Origin of the sequence: Pseudomonas urmiensis (assembly GCF_014268815.2) — a bacterium.
Taxonomy (GTDB): Bacteria; Pseudomonadota; Gammaproteobacteria; order Pseudomonadales; family Pseudomonadaceae; genus Aquipseudomonas; species Aquipseudomonas urmiensis.
The window spans coordinates 851590-867211 of record NZ_JABWRE020000001.1 but is presented as its reverse complement, the minus strand read 5'-3'; the positions used below and the strand labels follow the sequence as shown (position 1 = coordinate 867211).

Below are 15622 nucleotides of genomic sequence, written 5' to 3'. Positions count from 1 at the left end.
TTCAATCGCTGGGGCCGGGGACGTGCCCCGGCCGTTTCAATGCGTCGCGTTGATCCGGTCGACCACCCGTTGGGCAAGGTCGTCCGGCTTGAACTTGGCCAGGAAGTCGTCGGCGCCGACTTTCTTGACCATGGCCTGGTTGAACACCCCAGACAGGGAAGTATGCAGGACGATGTGCAATTTTTGCATGCGCGGATCGCTGCGAATCTCTGCGGTAAGGGTGTAGCCATCCATTTCTGGCATTTCAATGTCCGAGATCATCATCAGGAACTCATCTTCCGGACGCTTACCCTCATCGACCAGCTTACGCAGGTAATCCAACGCCTGACGGCCATCATTGAGCGCCACCACCTCGACCCCGACGGTTTGCAGGCAGCGACTGACCTGCTTGCGCGCCACCGACGAATCGTCGACTGTCAGCACTCGCAGCAGTACCGCCTTGTCCTGCACCTCGGCATCGACCACGCCGGCAGACACCGACTCGGACGACGGCGACACTTCGGCCAGCACCTTCTCGACGTCGATGATTTCCACCATGCGGTTGTCGACCCGGGTAACCGCGGTCAGGTAATGGTCGCGACCGGTGCCCTTGGGTGGCGGATGAATCTCTTCCCAGTTCATGTTGACGATGCGTTCGACCGAATGCACCAGAAAGCCCTGGGTCTTGGTGTTGTACTCGGTGATGATCACGAAGCTGTTGCGGGTTTCTTCCTTCAGGCCCGGCAAGCCGGTAGCCATCGACAGGTCAAGAATTGGGATGGTCGCCCCGCGTATGTTGGCAACGCCGCGTACCACCGGATGAGACTTGGGCAACACGGTCAATTCCGGGCACTGCAGCACCTCCCGGACCTTGAACACGTTGATGCCATAAAGCTGATCGCCATTGAGGCGGAACAGCAAGAGTTCCAGGCGATTCTGCCCAACCAGCTGCGTGCGCTGGTTGACCGAATCCATAACACCAGCCATGCCAGACTCCTTTACATTTTTTGCCTGCCTATAAAGTCGGCACGGGCTTTGCTTTTTTGAGCGCTATGTACACGAAAACGACATTTTTCCGACGACTGACGCGCCTGCTGGCCGGCCACTTGGCCGTGTTGTGCCTGCTCGCCCCCAGCACTCGCGCGCTGGCGGACACAGTAACCTTGCCTGAACAGCTTATCGGTGTCACCCAAGGGTTTCTTGAATTCACCGTCGAAGATTACCTGGCCACCACCCAGACCCCGGGGCGTTACGAGATCCAGGTCAACACCCTCGACCCACGGCTGCGCATGCCGCTGTGCAGCCAGGCGCTGGACGCCTCACTGGAAAGCCCAGCGCAGCCGCTGGGTCGGGTCACGGTGCGTGTGCGCTGTGACAGCAGCGCACCGTGGACAGTGTTCGTCCCGGCGCAGGTCAAGCTGTTCCGTGAGGTGGTGGTGATGGTCCGTCCACTCAAGCGCGAGAGTGTGGTGGGCGAAGGCGATGTCGCCTTGCGTGAACGCGACGTCGGCACACTCAACCAAGGTTTTCTCAGTGACCTGGACCAGGCGCTGGGCATGAAGCTGTTGCGCCCGGCCGTGCTTGATCAGGTCTTGACCCCGCAACACCTGGAACAGGCCGAGGTGATCCGTAAGGGCGATCACGTGGTGATCATCGCCCGCAGCGGCAGCCTGAGCGTGCGCATGCCCGGTGAAGCCCTGAGCAAGGGCGGCCTGAGCGAACAGATCCGGGTACGCAATCTGAACTCAAAACGCGTAGTGAAGGCGCGGGTCACCGGACCCGGGCAGGTCGAGGTGGCCATGTAGCAGGGCTGGCGGTAAGGAACCGCTTTACCTAAACTGTGTCAGAAAACGGGTTGCGCGAGCTTGCTGACAAGCGGCTATGCATTTGTGCCTAAAGTTTTTTTCGGGGTGGCCGAAAACAAGGCAAGCGTCCAAATACCCAGAGGTTTCTGATCATGGTCATCGACTTCAGTCGTTTGAATAACTCTCCGTCCGTTACGGGCGGCGTTCGCGGCACTACCGCGACCGGCAACGCCGAGAAAACCGGCGAAGCCAGTGAAGCGCCAGCGCGCTCCAGCGTCAGCGGAGAAGCGGTACACCTCAGTCAAGAGGCCCAGCAGTTGCAGAAGATCAGCGACAAGCTGCGCGATCAGCCGGTGGTCAACAGTGCCCGTGTGGCCGAGTTGAAGCAGGCAATCGCAGATGGCAGCTACCAGGTCGATGCCGGCCGGGTCGCCAGCAAACTGCTAGATTTCGAAGCTCAGCGCTGACCCTTCGTCGCGCTGACTTCTAGGACGCTTTAAGCCAAGAGCCAGCCATGCACGATACTACCCTGCTGCAATTGATCGAAGACGACATCGCCCCTACCCAGGAGCTGCTCGAGCTGCTACAGAGCGAAGCAGTGGCCCTGCATGGCCGGGAAATGGTCGCGCTGGAAGAAATCCTGGCGCGCAAACAGTCGTTGATCATATTGCTCGAACAGCAGGGCCAGCGGCGCAACAACCTGCTCGCAAGCCTTGGCCTGAGTGCCAATCGCGCCGGCGTGCAGGCACTCGCGGCGCAGTCGCCAAATGGCGACTTGATCTTGCAGCAACTCGATGTGCTGACCCAACTGATGGACACCTGCCAGCAGGTCAACGAGACCAATGGCCGGATCATTCAGATGCAGCAGCAAGTCACGGCCAACCAGATCAGAATCCTCAACGGCGGCGATTCTCCGTCGCTGTACGATAGCCGTGGCGCGACCTCGCCACTGGCTAAGCCTCGGGCGCTCAGCCAAGTGTGATTATTTCTATCAAGGCACGGAACATACTGGCAAAATGCCGTTACTTGCGTGTGTTGTTTTTGCCTGGAGATTGATAACCCGTGTTCAATGAATCCGATGCTCCCCAGCCGCCTAAGGTGCTGAGCACTCCGTTGGAGATTGCCGCCAACCTGCGCCAGCTGCTGGATAGCCACGATCCGCTGATCATCACCTTCCATGAGCGCAGCCAGCGATTCCAGAGCTACGTGGTGCATGTGGACCGTGACAGCAACACCTTGGCGCTGGACGAGATGATCCCGCGCGACGGCGAAAAATTCATCGAGAATGGCGAACCCTTCCGCGTCGAAGGCTTCCACGACGGTGTCCGTATAGCCTGGGAATGCAACACCCCGCTGACCATCACCGAAATCGACGGCCACCGCAGCTACCGCGGCCCACTGCCGGAAGAAGTGACCTATCACCAGCGGCGTAATGCCTTCCGCGCTGCGTTGAAGCTGTCGCAGCTGGTCGATGTCACGCTCGATGGCACTCACCTCAAGGGCAATGGCGCGCTGCGCGGCAAGCTGCTGGATATTTCCGCCACCGGCTGCAAGATGCGCTTTGACGGCAACGTCGAGGAGCGCCTGCAACTGGGGCAGGTGTATGAGCGCTTCAAGGCAGCCAACCCGCTGGGGCTGAACGATGTGATGGTGGAGTTGCGTCACCTGCATTACGAAGAGCGGATCAACACGACGTTTGCCGGTGTGCGCTTCCATAACCTCAATGGTCAGGCGCAGCGCAAGATCGAGAGTTTTGTCTACCAGCTGCAGCGTGAGGCGCGGCGGTTCGACAAGGACGATTATTGATTTTGCTGCAGAAATGAAAAAGCCACCCTCGGGTGGCTTCTCTATTTGTGCCAGCAGGATTCAAGCCGGCTTGTCGACTTGCGCCGCAGGCATGTCCTGCTCTTGCTGCTCATCCTCGGTATCTTCCGCCGCAATCGGCGCCTGCATCACGTCTTGCACCGTCTGCTCATCGACCCGTGGGTCGAGGGCTGCCGACAGCGGCGAGCCAGCGGCCGGCATCGCCACGTGGCCCAGCGGTGCGTCCTGCACCTGGTGCAAGCCCGTAACCGCTTTAGGCCGAATGCGCCATACCAGCACCAAGGCGAAGAACAAGAAGAACGCATACAGCATCTGCGGGCCCAGCACCTTCATCAGCACCCCCGCCGCCAACGGCCCGATACAAGCGCCCACGCCATAGGTCACCAGCAGCATGGCGGTCAGCGAGACCCGCCGTTCACTCTCCACGTGGTCGTTGGAAAACGCTACCGCCAATGGATACAGGCAGAACTGCAGCAAGGAAATCACAAAGCCAATGGCAAACAGGACCTCCAGCGGCACACTGGGCAAGATCGCCAGCGGCGCCGCCGCCAATGCCAGCCCCACCGCCGCACTGCGGATCAACACCGCACGGTCGTAGCGATCAGACAGCCAGCCCAGCGGCCACTGCACCACCAGCCCGGCAAAGATGCAGCAGCCCATGAACAGACCGATCTGCTCGGTGCTCAAGCCTTGGCTGGAGGCATACAGCGGCGCCAGGCCATAGAACGAACCGACGATCAGGCCCGAGCCGAGCACCGTACTCAACGACTGCGGGACTCGCTTGATGAAGAACTTCGGCTCCATCGGCGCCGGACGCAGGGGCGCCGGGTGAATCCGCCGGGTCATGGCCACCGGCACCAGGCACAGGGCAAAGCACATGGCGACCAACATCAACAGCTCTGGGCCAAGCTCAGGGTGCACGACCAGGATCAACTGCCCGAGCACCAGGCCCAGGTACGAGGCGATCATGTAGCCACTGAACACCGCACCGCGTTGCTTGGCGTCGGCCTGCTCGTTGAGCCAGCTCTCGATCACCATGTACTGGCACATCATCCCCAGGCCGACGATCATCCGCAGGCCCACCCATACCGGTAGCAAGTCGGTCAGGCCATGGCCCAGCACCGCTGCGCCGACGATGCCGGCGCAGGTGGCATAGGCGCGAATATGACCCACCCGGCCGATCAGCCGGTGACCGATCTTGCCGCCCAGCGCCAGACCGAAGTAGTTGGCCGCCATCAGCGCACCGACCCACAGGCTGTCGACATGGTCGGCAGCCAGGCGCAGGGCCAGGTAGGTACTCAACAGGCCCGAGCCGATCAGCATCATCAGGGCGGCGAAATACAGCGAACGAAAAGACTTCCAGATCTGTCGCATGCGTCCCGAAGGGCTCCCTGGTCAGGTGGAGGGGGTGCTGGCAAGCATAAGGGCAAATCCGTGGCGGCGCAGGCCCCCACCCCGGAAAAAACTCATGCCGGACGTGTCCAGTGTCAGTTGTGTCGCGATCAGGCTTGTGCCGCCAGCACGCGGCGCTCCCACGGGGTGATCTCATCGAAGAAATCGCTCAGCTCCAGGGTCTTGGTCGCGACATAGCCTTCGATGAACTCCTTGCCGAACAGTTCCCGCGCCAGCGTGCTGCGCTTGAGCCGCTCCAGCGCAGCATGCAGGGTGCAGGGCAGGCTCAGGTGCTCCGGCACTTCGAATTCACCCTGGATCGCCGGCGTCGGCTGCAACTGCTGCTCGATGCCATGCAAGCCGGCGCCCAGGCTGGCGGCGATCGCCAGGTAGGGGTTGGCGTCGGCGCCGGGCAAGCGGTTTTCGACCCGACGCGCCAACGGCGAACTGGCCGGGATGCGCAGGCCAGCGGCGCGGTTGTCTTGCGACCAGCAGGCGTTGTTGGGCGAGGCGTAGGGATGGCACAGGCGCTGATAGGAATTGACGTTGGGCGCGAACAACGCGGTGAAGTCCGCCATGCACGCCTGCAGGCCGCCGATGAAGTGATGGAAGGTCTCGGTGGGCTGCCCTGCCGCATCACTGAAGACATTGCGCCCACTGCCGATCTCGACCAGGCTCTGATGGATGTGCATCGAGCTGCCTGGGGTTTTCGCCAATGGCTTGGCCATGCACACCACGGTCAGGCCATGCTTGAGCGCGACTTCCTTGAGCAGGTGCTTGAACAGGAACGTCTGGTCAGCCAACAGCAGCGGGTCGCCGTGCAGCAGATTGATCTCGAACTGGCTGACGCCCATCTCGTGCATGAAGGTGTCGCGCGGCAGGCCGAGTGCGGCCATGCAGCGGTATACCTCATTGAAGAATGGGCGCAAGCCGTTGTTGGAGCTGACGCTGAACGCCGAATGACCCAGTTCGCGGCGACCGTCCGTGCCCAGCGGCGGCTGGAACGGCTGGCCAGGGTCGCCATTAGGGGCGAAGACAAAGAATTCGAGCTCGGTGGCCACCACTGGCGCCAGGCCCAGTGCAGCATAACGGGCAATGACTGCCTTCAACTGGCCACGGGTCGACAACCCGGATGAGGCGCCATCGAGCTCGTTGGCATCGCAGATGGCCAGAGCCCGCGCCTCGTCGCTCCAGGGCAGGCGGTGAACCTGGGCGGGGTCGGCGACCAATGCCAGGTCGCCGTCGTCGCTGCCGTAGAACGTGGCGGCCGGGTAACCACCCATGATGCATTGCAGCAGTACCCCACGGGCCATTTGCAGGCGCCGGCCTTCGAGGAAACCTTCGGCTGTCATCACTTTGCCGCGCGGGACGCCATTGAGGTCAGGGGTTACGCACTCGATTTCAGCAATGCCCATGAGGTGCTCGGCGAAGGCGCGCTGGGCTTCGGTCGTCATGACTCTATCCTTGTTGTTTTTGTATGCCGGGGACGGCGACAAGCACAACATAGGCTGGGGGTGTTTAAAATATCAAGCAGCTGATTGCGGATACATGCGGGTTTAGTGAACAGTCGTGGTTTGGCCGCCCGGACAAAGGTTCAGATCACTCACGCAAGGTCATGCCATTGGCCGGCAACGGCAAGGCGGTCTTGTAGCGCACCTGCTTGAGGGCAAAGCTGGAGCGAATGTTGGCCACCCCCGGCAAACGCGTCAGGTAATCGAGAAACCGCTCCAGCGCCTGAATGCTCGGCAATAGCACCCGCAGCAGATAATCCGGATCGCCCGTCATCAGGTAGCACTCCATTACCTCAGGCCGCTCGGCGATCTCTTCCTCGAAGCGGTGCAGCGACTGTTCGACCTGTTTCTCCAGGCTGACATGGATGAACACATTCACATCCAGCCCCAGCGCCTCGGGCGAGAGCAAGGTCACCTGCTGGCGAATCACCCCCAACTCCTCCATCGCCTTGACCCGATTGAAACACGGCGTCGGTGACAGGTTCACCGAGCGCGCCAGCTCCGCGTTGGTGATCCGGGCGTTTTCCTGCAGGCTGTTGAGAATGCCGATATCCGTGCGATCGAGTTTGCGCATGAGACAAAATCACCTGATTTTTGTGTTTATCCGGAATGTTTATCTTCCCCTCAGGACAAACGCAATGAACTTGAGAGAAAAATTCTCCTGAGCTCCCTCTAACATGTAATTAGCGCTGACCTACCAGTCACGAGCCAGTAGTCAGCGGCGACCGCTTCAAAGCTCACAAAAACAACATCCGAGCGAGCGTAAACAGCATGAACGAGTACGCCCCCCTGCGTTTGCATGTGCCCGAGCCTACCGGCCGGCCAGGCTGCCAGACCGATTTTTCCTACCTGCGTCTGAACGATGCAGGCCTGGTACGTAAACCCCCTATTGATGTCGAGCCTGCCGAAACGGCGGACCTGTCCAAGAGCCTGGTCCGGGTTTTGGATGAAAACGGCAATGCCGTCGGCCCGTGGGCCGAGGACATTGACCCGCAGGTGCTGCGCCAAGGCATGCGCGCCATGCTCAAGACGCGCATCTTCGACAGTCGCATGGTGGTTGCCCAGCGCCAGAAGAAGATGTCCTTCTACATGCAGAGCCTGGGCGAGGAAGCCATTGGCAGCGGTCAGGCACTGGCCTTGAACCGCAGCGACATGTGCTTCCCGACCTACCGCCAGCAGAGCATCCTGATGGCCCGCGAGGTATCGCTGGTGGACATGATCTGCCAGTTGCTGTCGAACACCCGCGACCCGCTCAAGGGCCGCCAGTTGCCGATCATGTATTCGGTCCGCGAGGCCGGCTTCTTCACCATCAGCGGCAACCTGGCCACCCAGTTCGTCCAGGCGGTCGGCTGGGCCATGGCGTCGGCGATCAAGGGTGACACCAAGATCGCCTCGGCCTGGATCGGCGACGGCGCCACGGCCGAGTCGGACTTCCACACCGCCCTGACCTTCGCCCACGTCTACCGCGCGCCGGTGATTCTCAACGTGGTCAACAACCAGTGGGCGATCTCCACCTTCCAGGCCATTGCCGGTGGTGAGTCGACCACCTTCGCCGGGCGTGGCGTAGGTTGTGGCATCGCTTCGCTGCGCGTCGATGGCAACGACTTCATCGCCGTCTACGCCGCCTCGCGCTGGGCCGCTGAACGTGCCCGCCGTGGCCTGGGGCCGACTTTGATCGAGTGGGTCACCTACCGCGCCGGCCCACACTCGACTTCCGACGATCCGTCCAAGTACCGCCCCGCCGATGACTGGAGCCACTTCCCGCTGGGCGACCCGATCGCTCGCCTGAAGCAGCACCTGATCCAGATCGGCCAGTGGTCCGAGGAAGAACATCAAGCGGTGACTGCCGAGTTCGAAGCCGAGATTCTCAAGGCCCAGAAAGACGCCGAACAGTTCGGCACCTTGAGCAATGGCCATATCCCAAGCGCCGCCTCGATGTTCGAGGACGTGTACAAGGAAATGCCCGAACACCTGCGCCGTCAGCGCCAAGAGCTGGGGGTCTGAGATGAACGATCACAACAACAGCATCGACCTGGAAACCGCCATGTCCACCACCACCATGACCATGATCCAGGCCCTGCGCTCGGCCATGGATGTCATGCTTGAGCGCGACGACAATGTGGTGATCTACGGCCAGGACGTCGGCTACTTCGGCGGCGTGTTCCGTTGCACCGAAGGCTTGCAGACCAAGTACGGCAAATCGCGAGTGTTCGACGCGCCGATTTCCGAAAGTGGCATCGTCGGTACCGCCGTGGGCATGGGCGCCTATGGCCTGCGGCCGGTGGTGGAAATCCAGTTCGCCGACTACTTCTACCCGGCCTCCGACCAGATCGTCTCGGAGATGGCCCGCCTGCGCTATCGTTCAGCCGGCGAGTTCATTTCGCCACTGACCCTGCGCATGCCCTGTGGCGGTGGCATTTATGGTGGCCAGACCCACAGCCAGAGCCCAGAGGCGATGTTCACCCAAGTGTGCGGCCTGCGCACCGTGATGCCCTCCAACCCATATGACGCCAAAGGGCTGCTGATCGCCTCGATCGAATGCGACGACCCGGTGATCTTCCTTGAACCCAAACGCCTGTACAACGGCCCGTTCGACGGCCACCACGACCGCCCGGTTACACCGTGGTCCAAGCACGCCCAGAGCGCAGTACCGGATGGTTACTACACGGTGCCACTGGACAAGGCGGCGATCACCCGCCCGGGCAACGACGTTACCGTACTGACCTATGGCACTACCGTGTACGTGTCGCAAGTCGCTGCCGAGGAAACCGGCGTCGACGCGGAAGTCATCGACCTGCGTAGCCTGTGGCCGCTGGACCTGGACACCATTGTCGAGTCGGTGAAAAAGACCGGCCGCTGCGTGGTGGTCCACGAAGCCACCCGCACCTGCGGCTTTGGCGCCGAGCTGGTATCGCTGGTTCAAGAGCACTGCTTCCATCACCTCGAAGCGCCGATCGAGCGCGTCACCGGTTGGGACACCCCCTACCCTCACGCGCAGGAATGGGCTTACTTCCCAGGCCCTTCACGGGTAGGTGCGGCATTGAAACGGGTCATGGAGGTCTGAATGGGCACGCACGTCATCAAGATGCCGGACATCGGTGAAGGCATCGCGCAGGTCGAGTTGGTGGAATGGTTCGTCAAAGTCGGCGATGTGATCGCCGAGGACCAGGTAGTCGCCGATGTCATGACCGACAAGGCCACGGTGGAAATCCCCTCGCCGGTCAGTGGCAAGGTCCTGGCCCTTGGCGGCCAGCCTGGCGAAGTCATGGCGGTGGGCAGCGAGCTGATCCGCATTGAAGTCGAAGGCAGCGGCAACCACGTCGACGCACCGCAGGCCAAGCCTGCGCAACAGCCAGCCCCGGCGCCCGCTGCAAGCACGCCTGAGCTGCGCCCCGAGCCAGTCGCCGTAGCCAGCCAGCCGGCCAGTAGCGCTGCTGCGGCGCCTATCGTGCCGCGCCAGGCCAATGAAAAACCGCTGGCCTCCCCGGCTGTGCGCAAGCGCGCGCTGGATGCCGGTATCGAACTGCGTTATGTACATGGCAGCGGCCCTGCCGGACGCATCCTGCACGAAGACCTCGATGGCTTCATGAGCAAGCCACACAGCAGCGCAGGTCAAGCGCCCAGCGGTTACGCCAAACGCAGCGACAGCGAGCAGGTGCCGGTGATCGGCCTGCGCCGCAAGATCGCCCAGCGCATGCAGGACGCCAAGCGCCGGGTCGCGCATTTCAGCTATGTCGAGGAGATCGACGTCACCGCCCTGGAAGCGCTGCGCCAGCAGCTCAACCAAAAGTACGGCGATAGCCGCGGCAAGCTGACCCTGTTGCCGTTCCTGGTACGCGCCATGGTCGTGGCCCTGCGCGATTTCCCGCAGATCAACGCCACCTACGACGACGAAGCCCAGGTCATCACCCGCCATGGTGCGGTCCACGTCGGTATCGCCACCCAGGGCGATAACGGCCTGATGGTGCCGGTGCTGCGCCACGCCGAGGCGGGCAACCTGTGGGGCAACGCCAGCGAGATCACTCGCCTGGCCCACGCTGCGCGCAACAACAAGGCCAGCCGCGAAGAACTGTCCGGCTCGACCATCACCCTGACCAGCCTGGGCGCCCTGGGCGGCATCGTCAGCACGCCGGTGGTCAACACTCCGGAAGTGGCGATCGTCGGCGTCAACCGCATGGTCGAACGGCCGGTGGTGATCGACGGCCAGATCGTCGTGCGCAAGATGATGAACCTGTCCAGCTCGTTCGACCACCGGGTGGTCGATGGCATGGATGCCGCCCTGTTCATCCAGGCCGTGCGCGGCCTGCTGGAACAGCCCGCCTGCCTGTTCGTGGAGTGAGCATGCAACAGATTATCAACACGACCCTGCTGATCATCGGTGGCGGCCCTGGTGGCTACATCGCCGCCATCCGCGCCGGGCAACTGGGCATCCCTACCGTGCTGGTCGAAGGCCAGGCGTTGGGCGGGACCTGCCTGAACATCGGCTGCATTCCGTCCAAGGCGCTGATCCATGTGGCCGAGCAGTTTCACCAGACCTGCCAGCACACTGAGCAATCGGCGTTGGGCATCAGTGTTTCTGCGCCGCGCCTGGACATCACCCGCAGCGTGGCCTGGAAGGACGGCATTGTCGACCGCCTGACCAGCGGCGTCGCGGCCTTGCTGAAAAAGAATGGCGTGACGGTGATACATGGCTGGGCGAAGATCCTCGACGGCAAGAGTGTCGAAGTCGATGGCCAGCGCATCCAGTGCGATCACTTGCTGCTGGCCACAGGATCGAGCAGCGTCGAATTGCCGATGCTGCCGCTCGGCGGGCCGATCATCTCCTCGACCGAGGCACTGGCACCCAAGGCGCTGCCCAAGCATCTGGTGGTGGTCGGCGGTGGCTATATCGGCCTGGAACTGGGCATCGCCTACCGCAAGCTGGGCGTTCAAGTCAGCGTGGTGGAAGCGCGCGAGCGCATCTTGCCGACTTACGATGCTGAGCTGACTGCCCCAGTGGCCGAGTCGCTGAAGAAGCTGGGCGTCAGCCTGCACCTGGGCCACAGCGTAGAGGGCTATGAAAACGGTTGCCTGCTGGCCCGTGATGGCCAAGGTCAGCAACTGCGGGTCGAAGCTGACCAAGTGCTGGTGGCGGTGGGTCGCAGGCCGCGCACCCAGGGCTTCAACCTGGAAAGCCTGGGGTTGCAGATGAAGGGTGCTGCGCTGGCCGTGGATGAGCGCTGCCAAACCAGCATGCGCAACGTCTGGGCGATTGGCGACTTGGCCGGCGAACCCATGCTTGCCCATCGGGCCATGGCCCAGGGCGAGATGGTCGCCGAGTTGATCGCCGGCCACACGCGACGCTTCGAGCCCACCGCGATTGCCGCAGTATGCTTCACCGATCCGGAACTGGTGGTGGTCGGCAAGACGCCGGAGCAGGCCAGCGAGCAAGGGCTGGACTGCATCGTCGCGCAGTTCCCGTTCGCGGCCAACGGCCGGGCCATGACCCTGGAATCGAAAACGGGCTTCGTGCGCGTGGTGGCTCGGCGCGACAACCACTTGATCCTCGGCTGGCAAGCCGTGGGCGTAGCCGTTTCGGAGCTGTCGACCGCATTTGCCCAATCGCTGGAAATGGGCGCTCGCCTGGAAGACATCGCCGGCACCATCCACGCCCACCCGACCCTGGGTGAAGCGGTCCAGGAAACCGCATTGAGGGCGCTGGGCCAGGCTCTGCACATCTGACACTGAAGCGGCGAAGGCCGATTTGACCCGCTGCGCTAGCTGCGCCGCGGGTCTTTTTTTATTCGCTGATGACGTTCTTGCCTGCTGCCTTGGCGCGGTACAGGGCTTTATCGGCTCGCCCGAGCAGCCCAGCTGGGTCTTCGCCTTGCTGGCACTGCACCACACCGTAACTGAGGGTCAGGCGGCAATCGCCGACCGGCTCGATCTGCTCCAGCGCCCGGCGAATCTTCGCAGCGAGCTCAAGCGCTTCATTCAAGGACGTTTGCGCCAAGACCACGGCAAACTCATCACCGCCCCAACGGGCCAGCAGGTCTTGCTCGCGCAAACACAGGCGAATGCACTCGACCAATTCGATCAATGCCGCATCGCCCCGGGCATGGCCATAGCGATCGTTGATCGGTTTGAAATCATCAACGTCCATCGCGAGCAGGGAAAACGGCTGACGAAAGCGTCGCGCCCGTTCACATTCTTGCTGCAAGGCCTTTTCCAGCCGATAGCGGTTGGCGATTCTGGTCAACGCATCGCGTTCAGCCAGTTCACGGTTTTCATCCAGCTGGCGTTGCAGTTGCTGGTTGACCCAGGACAACTCGCGGGTGCGTTCGGCGACCTGGGCTTCCAGGCTATGGTTTTTTTGTTCGAGTTCGGCCACCAGGCGCTTGCCCGCATCGATGTTGCGATGGGCACCGAGCATGCGCGCCACCGAGCCATCCGGGTTGTGGGCAATGATATGGCCGCTGTCTTCGATCCACAGGTAACTGCCATCCTGGCAGCGGCAGCGGTACTCGATCCGGTAATGTTCATTGCGCTGGTTGATGTAGGCCTCGAAGTGCGCCATCACCCGCGGATAATCTTCAGGGTGGATCACGCTTTCCCAGGTCAGCACGCTGTTATCCAGCGAATGGCTCTGGTAACCCAACATGGCGTACCAACCAGGATTTCGATAGACGTAGCCGCTATTGGCGTCCCAATCCCAGATACCATCGCTGATCAGCTCAAACAGCGTGTGCAACTGCTGTTCACTGAAGCCGGCGGGTACCGGCCTTGATTCCTGACTCATGGACGCTCTCCGTAGTGTCCAGCAACTGCGCCCCTGCGCGGGGCTGCTGAGCAACATTGCTTTTGCCGCTGGCGGCAATCCTGTTCCTGTGCGTGGCAAGCATATTCCTACCGGGGTAGCGGCTGGAATACTCCCGATGGGCTATTTAGCCGTTTTCTAGGGTCTGTATGAAAAGTCTTGAGACGCCGGTCAGGCAAGGCGAAAACAGCCGAGGAACGGTCGGAGTCGCGCTCGACTTTACTGGAGTAAATGAGCATTCCGAGGCTGTTTTCAACGCAGCATGAACAAGTATCAAGGCTTTTCGTACAGAGCCTAAGGCTGGCACAGCTTTTGCCTCTTAAGCCCTGCCTTTGATACTCCAAGGAGGAGTCATGATGATCAGCCTCAATGGGCTAGGCTGGCAGAATGCTGTTCAGCCACAAAGCCGTATCACCAACGAACAGGCGCTGGCCGAGGTCATGCCGGTACGCCAGACCGTCGCAACCAACACCACCCGCCAGCACAACAGCCAAGCCAACACCTCGCAGCAAAACGCTGAAGATGCTCGCGAGGAAGCCTTCGCCAAGCTCAAGGTAGCGCTGCAAAACCCTGATATCAGCGCCCGCCAGCAGGCCAGTATCGGCACGCAGGACGGCAGTAATGCGCTGCAGGAGTTTCGCGACTATATGAGCAAGACTCCGGAGGAGAAGATCCAGGAGAAGATTCTTGCGGAGCTCGGCCTGACCCCTGAGGAGTTCGAAGCCCTGCCGCCCGAGCAAAAGCAGAAGATCGGTGAGCAGATCGCCCAGCGACTGAAAGAGGACATCGAGCTCGAAACGCAGGCCAAGTTGCAAGAGCAGGCCTTGAGCGCGGCAGCAGTCAACCCTGCTGCAGATCCTGCGACCGCGCACAATGCCGAGCAACGCAAGGATCAGCTGCAAGTCATGGCCAGCTGACAGGCTGGCCGGGGCAGCGAAAATGGATACGCTCGCCCCTACTCGTTAGCGCTCAGAATTGTTCTGCTACGCGCTTGAACTGATAATCCGACTCGCGATAGTTCCCGGGTTTCTGCCGCTTGGGCAACTTCACTTTCTCGCGTGGCACGTCCTTGTACGGGATCCGGCTGAGCAGATCGGCAATGATGTTGAGGCGGGCGCGGCGCTTGTCATTTGAGTCAGCGACAAACCAGGGGGCATGGCCGGTGTCAGAAGCTCTGAACATCTCGTCCCGTGCGCGCGAATAGTCATACCAGCGGCTGTAGGACTTAAGGTCCATTGGCGACAGCTTCCATATTTTCCGCCCATCCTCGATGCGCGCCTCAAGGCGTCGGGTCTGCTCCTGCTCGCTGACTTCCAGCCAGTACTTGAGCAGTATCACCCCCGAATCAATAATCGCCCGCTCCACGCTTGGCACGGCATTGAGAAAGCTCTCGGCCTGCTCCTGGGTGCAAAAACCCATGACCCGCTCGACGCCGGCGCGGTTGTACCAACTGCGATCGAAGATCACTACCTCCCCCGCGGCAGGCAGATGCGGCAGATAGCGCTGCAAGTACATCTGGCTTTTTTCCCGGTCGTTCGGTGCTGGCAGGGCCACTACTCGAAACACGCGTGGGCTAACCCGCTCGGTCAGGGCCTTTATGGTCCCGCCCTTGCCCGCACCGTCACGGCCTTCGAAGATGATGCAGACCTTGATGCCCTTGGCTTTGACCCACTCCTGCAACTTGACCAACTCGACATGCAGATGACGCAGGTGTTCGAGGTAGTCCTTGTTCTTCAGTTTCTCGCCCTTCTGCGGTTTGCCTTTCTTGCTCTTGGACATGCCAATACCTCCTGGTGACACGTGGCTGGGTGCTGCGGGTCGCTGCACTCAAGGCGTGACCTGATACCCCTTGCCTTGCAGGCAGCTGGTGTACGCGCTGGCATTGGTTGATTCAGCGTTGTGGCGTTGCTGGCGACGCTCCTGACGCTGCCTGGCACCACCGACCACAGCACCGGCAGCCGCAGTCTCGCGTGCGCGATTTTGTCGGTACTCCTGTTTCACGTCATCGTCGATACGGTCATAGACTTCTTCGTGCTGGTTGCCGCGAACCTGGGCGCCAACTGCCCCGGCCGTGGCGCCGACCGCCGCACCTCTGAGCCGACCACCCGAGGCAGGCGGGGTGCTGCTGGCGCTGTTGGCAATGGAGTGGCATTCACTGATGTCGGCTTGAGTCTGCTGTGAGTTCTGGCCGCGCAAGGGCACCACAGATTCGGCTACCCCTTGGGCACTAGCCAGCAGCAAGGCGATAAAAAGGCTGAGCGACGATGGCCTGAGCATGATGATTTTTGCAACCTGCGCTTGAAAGCGGGTGAGAG

The 15622-nt window shown here is 61.6% G+C and carries 16 protein-coding genes; 9 read left to right on the top strand and 7 right to left on the bottom strand.

The annotated features are described in order from the left end of the window. Positions 1-36: 36 nt before the first annotated feature. Positions 37-966, bottom strand: a complete 930-nt coding sequence (locus tag HU737_RS03980) for a chemotaxis protein CheV (protein ID WP_186555938.1) — start codon at positions 964-966, stop codon at positions 37-39. A 65-nt stretch (positions 967-1031) separates the two neighbouring features. On the opposite strand from HU737_RS03980, the gene flgA reads away from it, so the two are divergent. From flgA to HU737_RS03960, 4 genes are all read left to right on the top strand, one after another. Continuing rightward, a complete protein-coding gene (gene flgA / locus HU737_RS03975) occupies positions 1032-1784 on the top strand; it encodes a flagellar basal body P-ring formation chaperone FlgA (RefSeq protein WP_186555937.1) in 753 nt (250 codons plus the stop codon). A gap of 152 nt (positions 1785-1936) precedes the next feature. Continuing rightward, positions 1937-2251 carry a flagellar biosynthesis anti-sigma factor FlgM gene (gene flgM, locus HU737_RS03970; RefSeq protein ID WP_186555936.1) on the top strand — a complete coding sequence of 105 codons (315 nt, stop codon included), beginning with the start codon at positions 1937-1939 and terminating at the stop codon, positions 2249-2251. A 47-nt stretch (positions 2252-2298) separates the two neighbouring features. Further along, positions 2299-2766 carry a flagella synthesis protein FlgN gene (locus HU737_RS03965; protein WP_186555935.1) on the top strand — a complete coding sequence of 156 codons (468 nt, stop codon included), beginning with the start codon at positions 2299-2301 and terminating at the stop codon, positions 2764-2766. Between the two features lie 80 nt (positions 2767-2846). Further along, positions 2847-3590 carry a flagellar brake protein gene (locus HU737_RS03960; protein ID WP_186555934.1) on the top strand — a complete coding sequence of 248 codons (744 nt, stop codon included), beginning with the start codon at positions 2847-2849 and terminating at the stop codon, positions 3588-3590. 60 nt (positions 3591-3650) lie between these two features. On the opposite strand, the gene HU737_RS03955 is transcribed toward HU737_RS03960, so the two are convergent. From HU737_RS03955 to bkdR, 3 genes are all read right to left on the bottom strand, one after another. Further along, on the bottom strand, positions 3651-4982 hold the full coding sequence (locus tag HU737_RS03955; protein ID WP_186555933.1) for an MFS transporter: 1332 nt from the start codon (positions 4980-4982) through the stop codon (positions 3651-3653). Between the two features lie 128 nt (positions 4983-5110). Beyond that, a complete protein-coding gene (locus HU737_RS03950; protein WP_186556047.1) occupies positions 5111-6352 on the bottom strand; it encodes a glutamine synthetase family protein in 1242 nt (413 codons plus the stop codon). Between the two features lie 247 nt (positions 6353-6599). Further along, positions 6600-7085, bottom strand: a complete 486-nt coding sequence (bkdR, locus tag HU737_RS03945) for a Bkd operon transcriptional regulator BkdR (RefSeq protein WP_027593063.1) — start codon at positions 7083-7085, stop codon at positions 6600-6602. A gap of 197 nt (positions 7086-7282) precedes the next feature. Between bkdR and HU737_RS03940 the strand changes: the two genes are divergently transcribed. From HU737_RS03940 to lpdA, 4 genes are read left to right on the top strand one after another with little or no spacing between them, the layout of a single operon-like run. Next, on the top strand, positions 7283-8515 hold the full coding sequence (locus tag HU737_RS03940; protein ID WP_186555932.1) for a 3-methyl-2-oxobutanoate dehydrogenase (2-methylpropanoyl-transferring) subunit alpha: 1233 nt from the start codon (positions 7283-7285) through the stop codon (positions 8513-8515). A gap of 1 nt (position 8516) precedes the next feature. Continuing rightward, positions 8517-9575, top strand: a complete 1059-nt coding sequence (locus HU737_RS03935; RefSeq protein WP_186555931.1) for an alpha-ketoacid dehydrogenase subunit beta — start codon at positions 8517-8519, stop codon at positions 9573-9575. After that, a complete protein-coding gene (locus tag HU737_RS03930; RefSeq protein WP_186555930.1) occupies positions 9576-10850 on the top strand; it encodes a dihydrolipoamide acetyltransferase family protein in 1275 nt (424 codons plus the stop codon). A gap of 2 nt (positions 10851-10852) precedes the next feature. After that, positions 10853-12232, top strand: a complete 1380-nt coding sequence (gene lpdA, locus HU737_RS03925) for a dihydrolipoyl dehydrogenase (RefSeq protein ID WP_186555929.1) — start codon at positions 10853-10855, stop codon at positions 12230-12232. A 58-nt stretch (positions 12233-12290) separates the two neighbouring features. On the opposite strand, the gene HU737_RS03920 is transcribed toward lpdA, so the two are convergent. Beyond that, positions 12291-13289 (bottom strand): sensor domain-containing diguanylate cyclase, encoded by a 999-nt coding sequence (locus HU737_RS03920; RefSeq protein WP_186555928.1) that lies wholly within the window; start codon positions 13287-13289, stop codon positions 12291-12293. A gap of 371 nt (positions 13290-13660) precedes the next feature. On the opposite strand from HU737_RS03920, the gene HU737_RS03915 reads away from it, so the two are divergent. Further along, complete coding sequence (locus tag HU737_RS03915; protein ID WP_225915575.1) at positions 13661-14224, top strand: hypothetical protein; 564 nt, start codon at positions 13661-13663, stop codon at positions 14222-14224. 52 nt (positions 14225-14276) lie between these two features. Here HU737_RS03915 and ppk2 read toward each other — a convergent pair whose 3' ends face one another. Next, complete coding sequence (gene ppk2 / locus HU737_RS03910; protein WP_186555927.1) at positions 14277-15086, bottom strand: polyphosphate kinase 2; 810 nt, start codon at positions 15084-15086, stop codon at positions 14277-14279. Between the two features lie 48 nt (positions 15087-15134). Beyond that, entirely contained in the window at positions 15135-15584 is a 450-nt protein-coding gene (locus tag HU737_RS03905; protein WP_186555926.1) for a YMGG-like glycine zipper-containing protein, read from the bottom strand. Between the last annotated feature and the right edge of the window lie 38 nt (positions 15585-15622).

Excerpts from the sequence above, each read along its gene's own strand:
- HU737_RS03920 (WP_186555928.1), bottom strand. The coding sequence starts at position 13,289 with ATGAGTCAGGAATCAAGGCCGGTACCCGCCGGCTTCAGTGAACAGCAG.
- HU737_RS03950 (WP_186556047.1), bottom strand. The coding sequence starts at position 6,352 with ATGACAGCCGAAGGTTTCCTCGAAGGCCGGCGCCTGCAAATGGCCCGT.
- HU737_RS03940 (WP_186555932.1), top strand. The coding sequence starts at position 7,283 with ATGAACGAGTACGCCCCCCTGCGTTTGCATGTGCCCGAGCCTACCGGC.
- HU737_RS03915 (WP_225915575.1), top strand. The coding sequence starts at position 13,661 with ATGATGATCAGCCTCAATGGGCTAGGCTGGCAGAATGCTGTTCAGCCA.
- lpdA (WP_186555929.1), top strand. The coding sequence starts at position 10,853 with ATGCAACAGATTATCAACACGACCCTGCTGATCATCGGTGGCGGCCCT.
- bkdR (WP_027593063.1), bottom strand. The coding sequence starts at position 7,085 with ATGCGCAAACTCGATCGCACGGATATCGGCATTCTCAACAGCCTGCAG.
- HU737_RS03965 (WP_186555935.1), top strand. The coding sequence starts at position 2,299 with ATGCACGATACTACCCTGCTGCAATTGATCGAAGACGACATCGCCCCT.
- HU737_RS03980 (WP_186555938.1), bottom strand. The coding sequence starts at position 966 with ATGGCTGGTGTTATGGATTCGGTCAACCAGCGCACGCAGCTGGTTGGG.
- flgM (WP_186555936.1), top strand. The coding sequence starts at position 1,937 with ATGGTCATCGACTTCAGTCGTTTGAATAACTCTCCGTCCGTTACGGGC.
- HU737_RS03935 (WP_186555931.1), top strand. The coding sequence starts at position 8,517 with ATGAACGATCACAACAACAGCATCGACCTGGAAACCGCCATGTCCACC.
- HU737_RS03955 (WP_186555933.1), bottom strand. The coding sequence starts at position 4,982 with ATGCGACAGATCTGGAAGTCTTTTCGTTCGCTGTATTTCGCCGCCCTG.
- HU737_RS03905 (WP_186555926.1), bottom strand. The coding sequence starts at position 15,584 with ATGCTCAGGCCATCGTCGCTCAGCCTTTTTATCGCCTTGCTGCTGGCT.
- flgA (WP_186555937.1), top strand. The coding sequence starts at position 1,032 with ATGTACACGAAAACGACATTTTTCCGACGACTGACGCGCCTGCTGGCC.
- ppk2 (WP_186555927.1), bottom strand. The coding sequence starts at position 15,086 with ATGTCCAAGAGCAAGAAAGGCAAACCGCAGAAGGGCGAGAAACTGAAG.
- HU737_RS03930 (WP_186555930.1), top strand. The coding sequence starts at position 9,576 with ATGGGCACGCACGTCATCAAGATGCCGGACATCGGTGAAGGCATCGCG.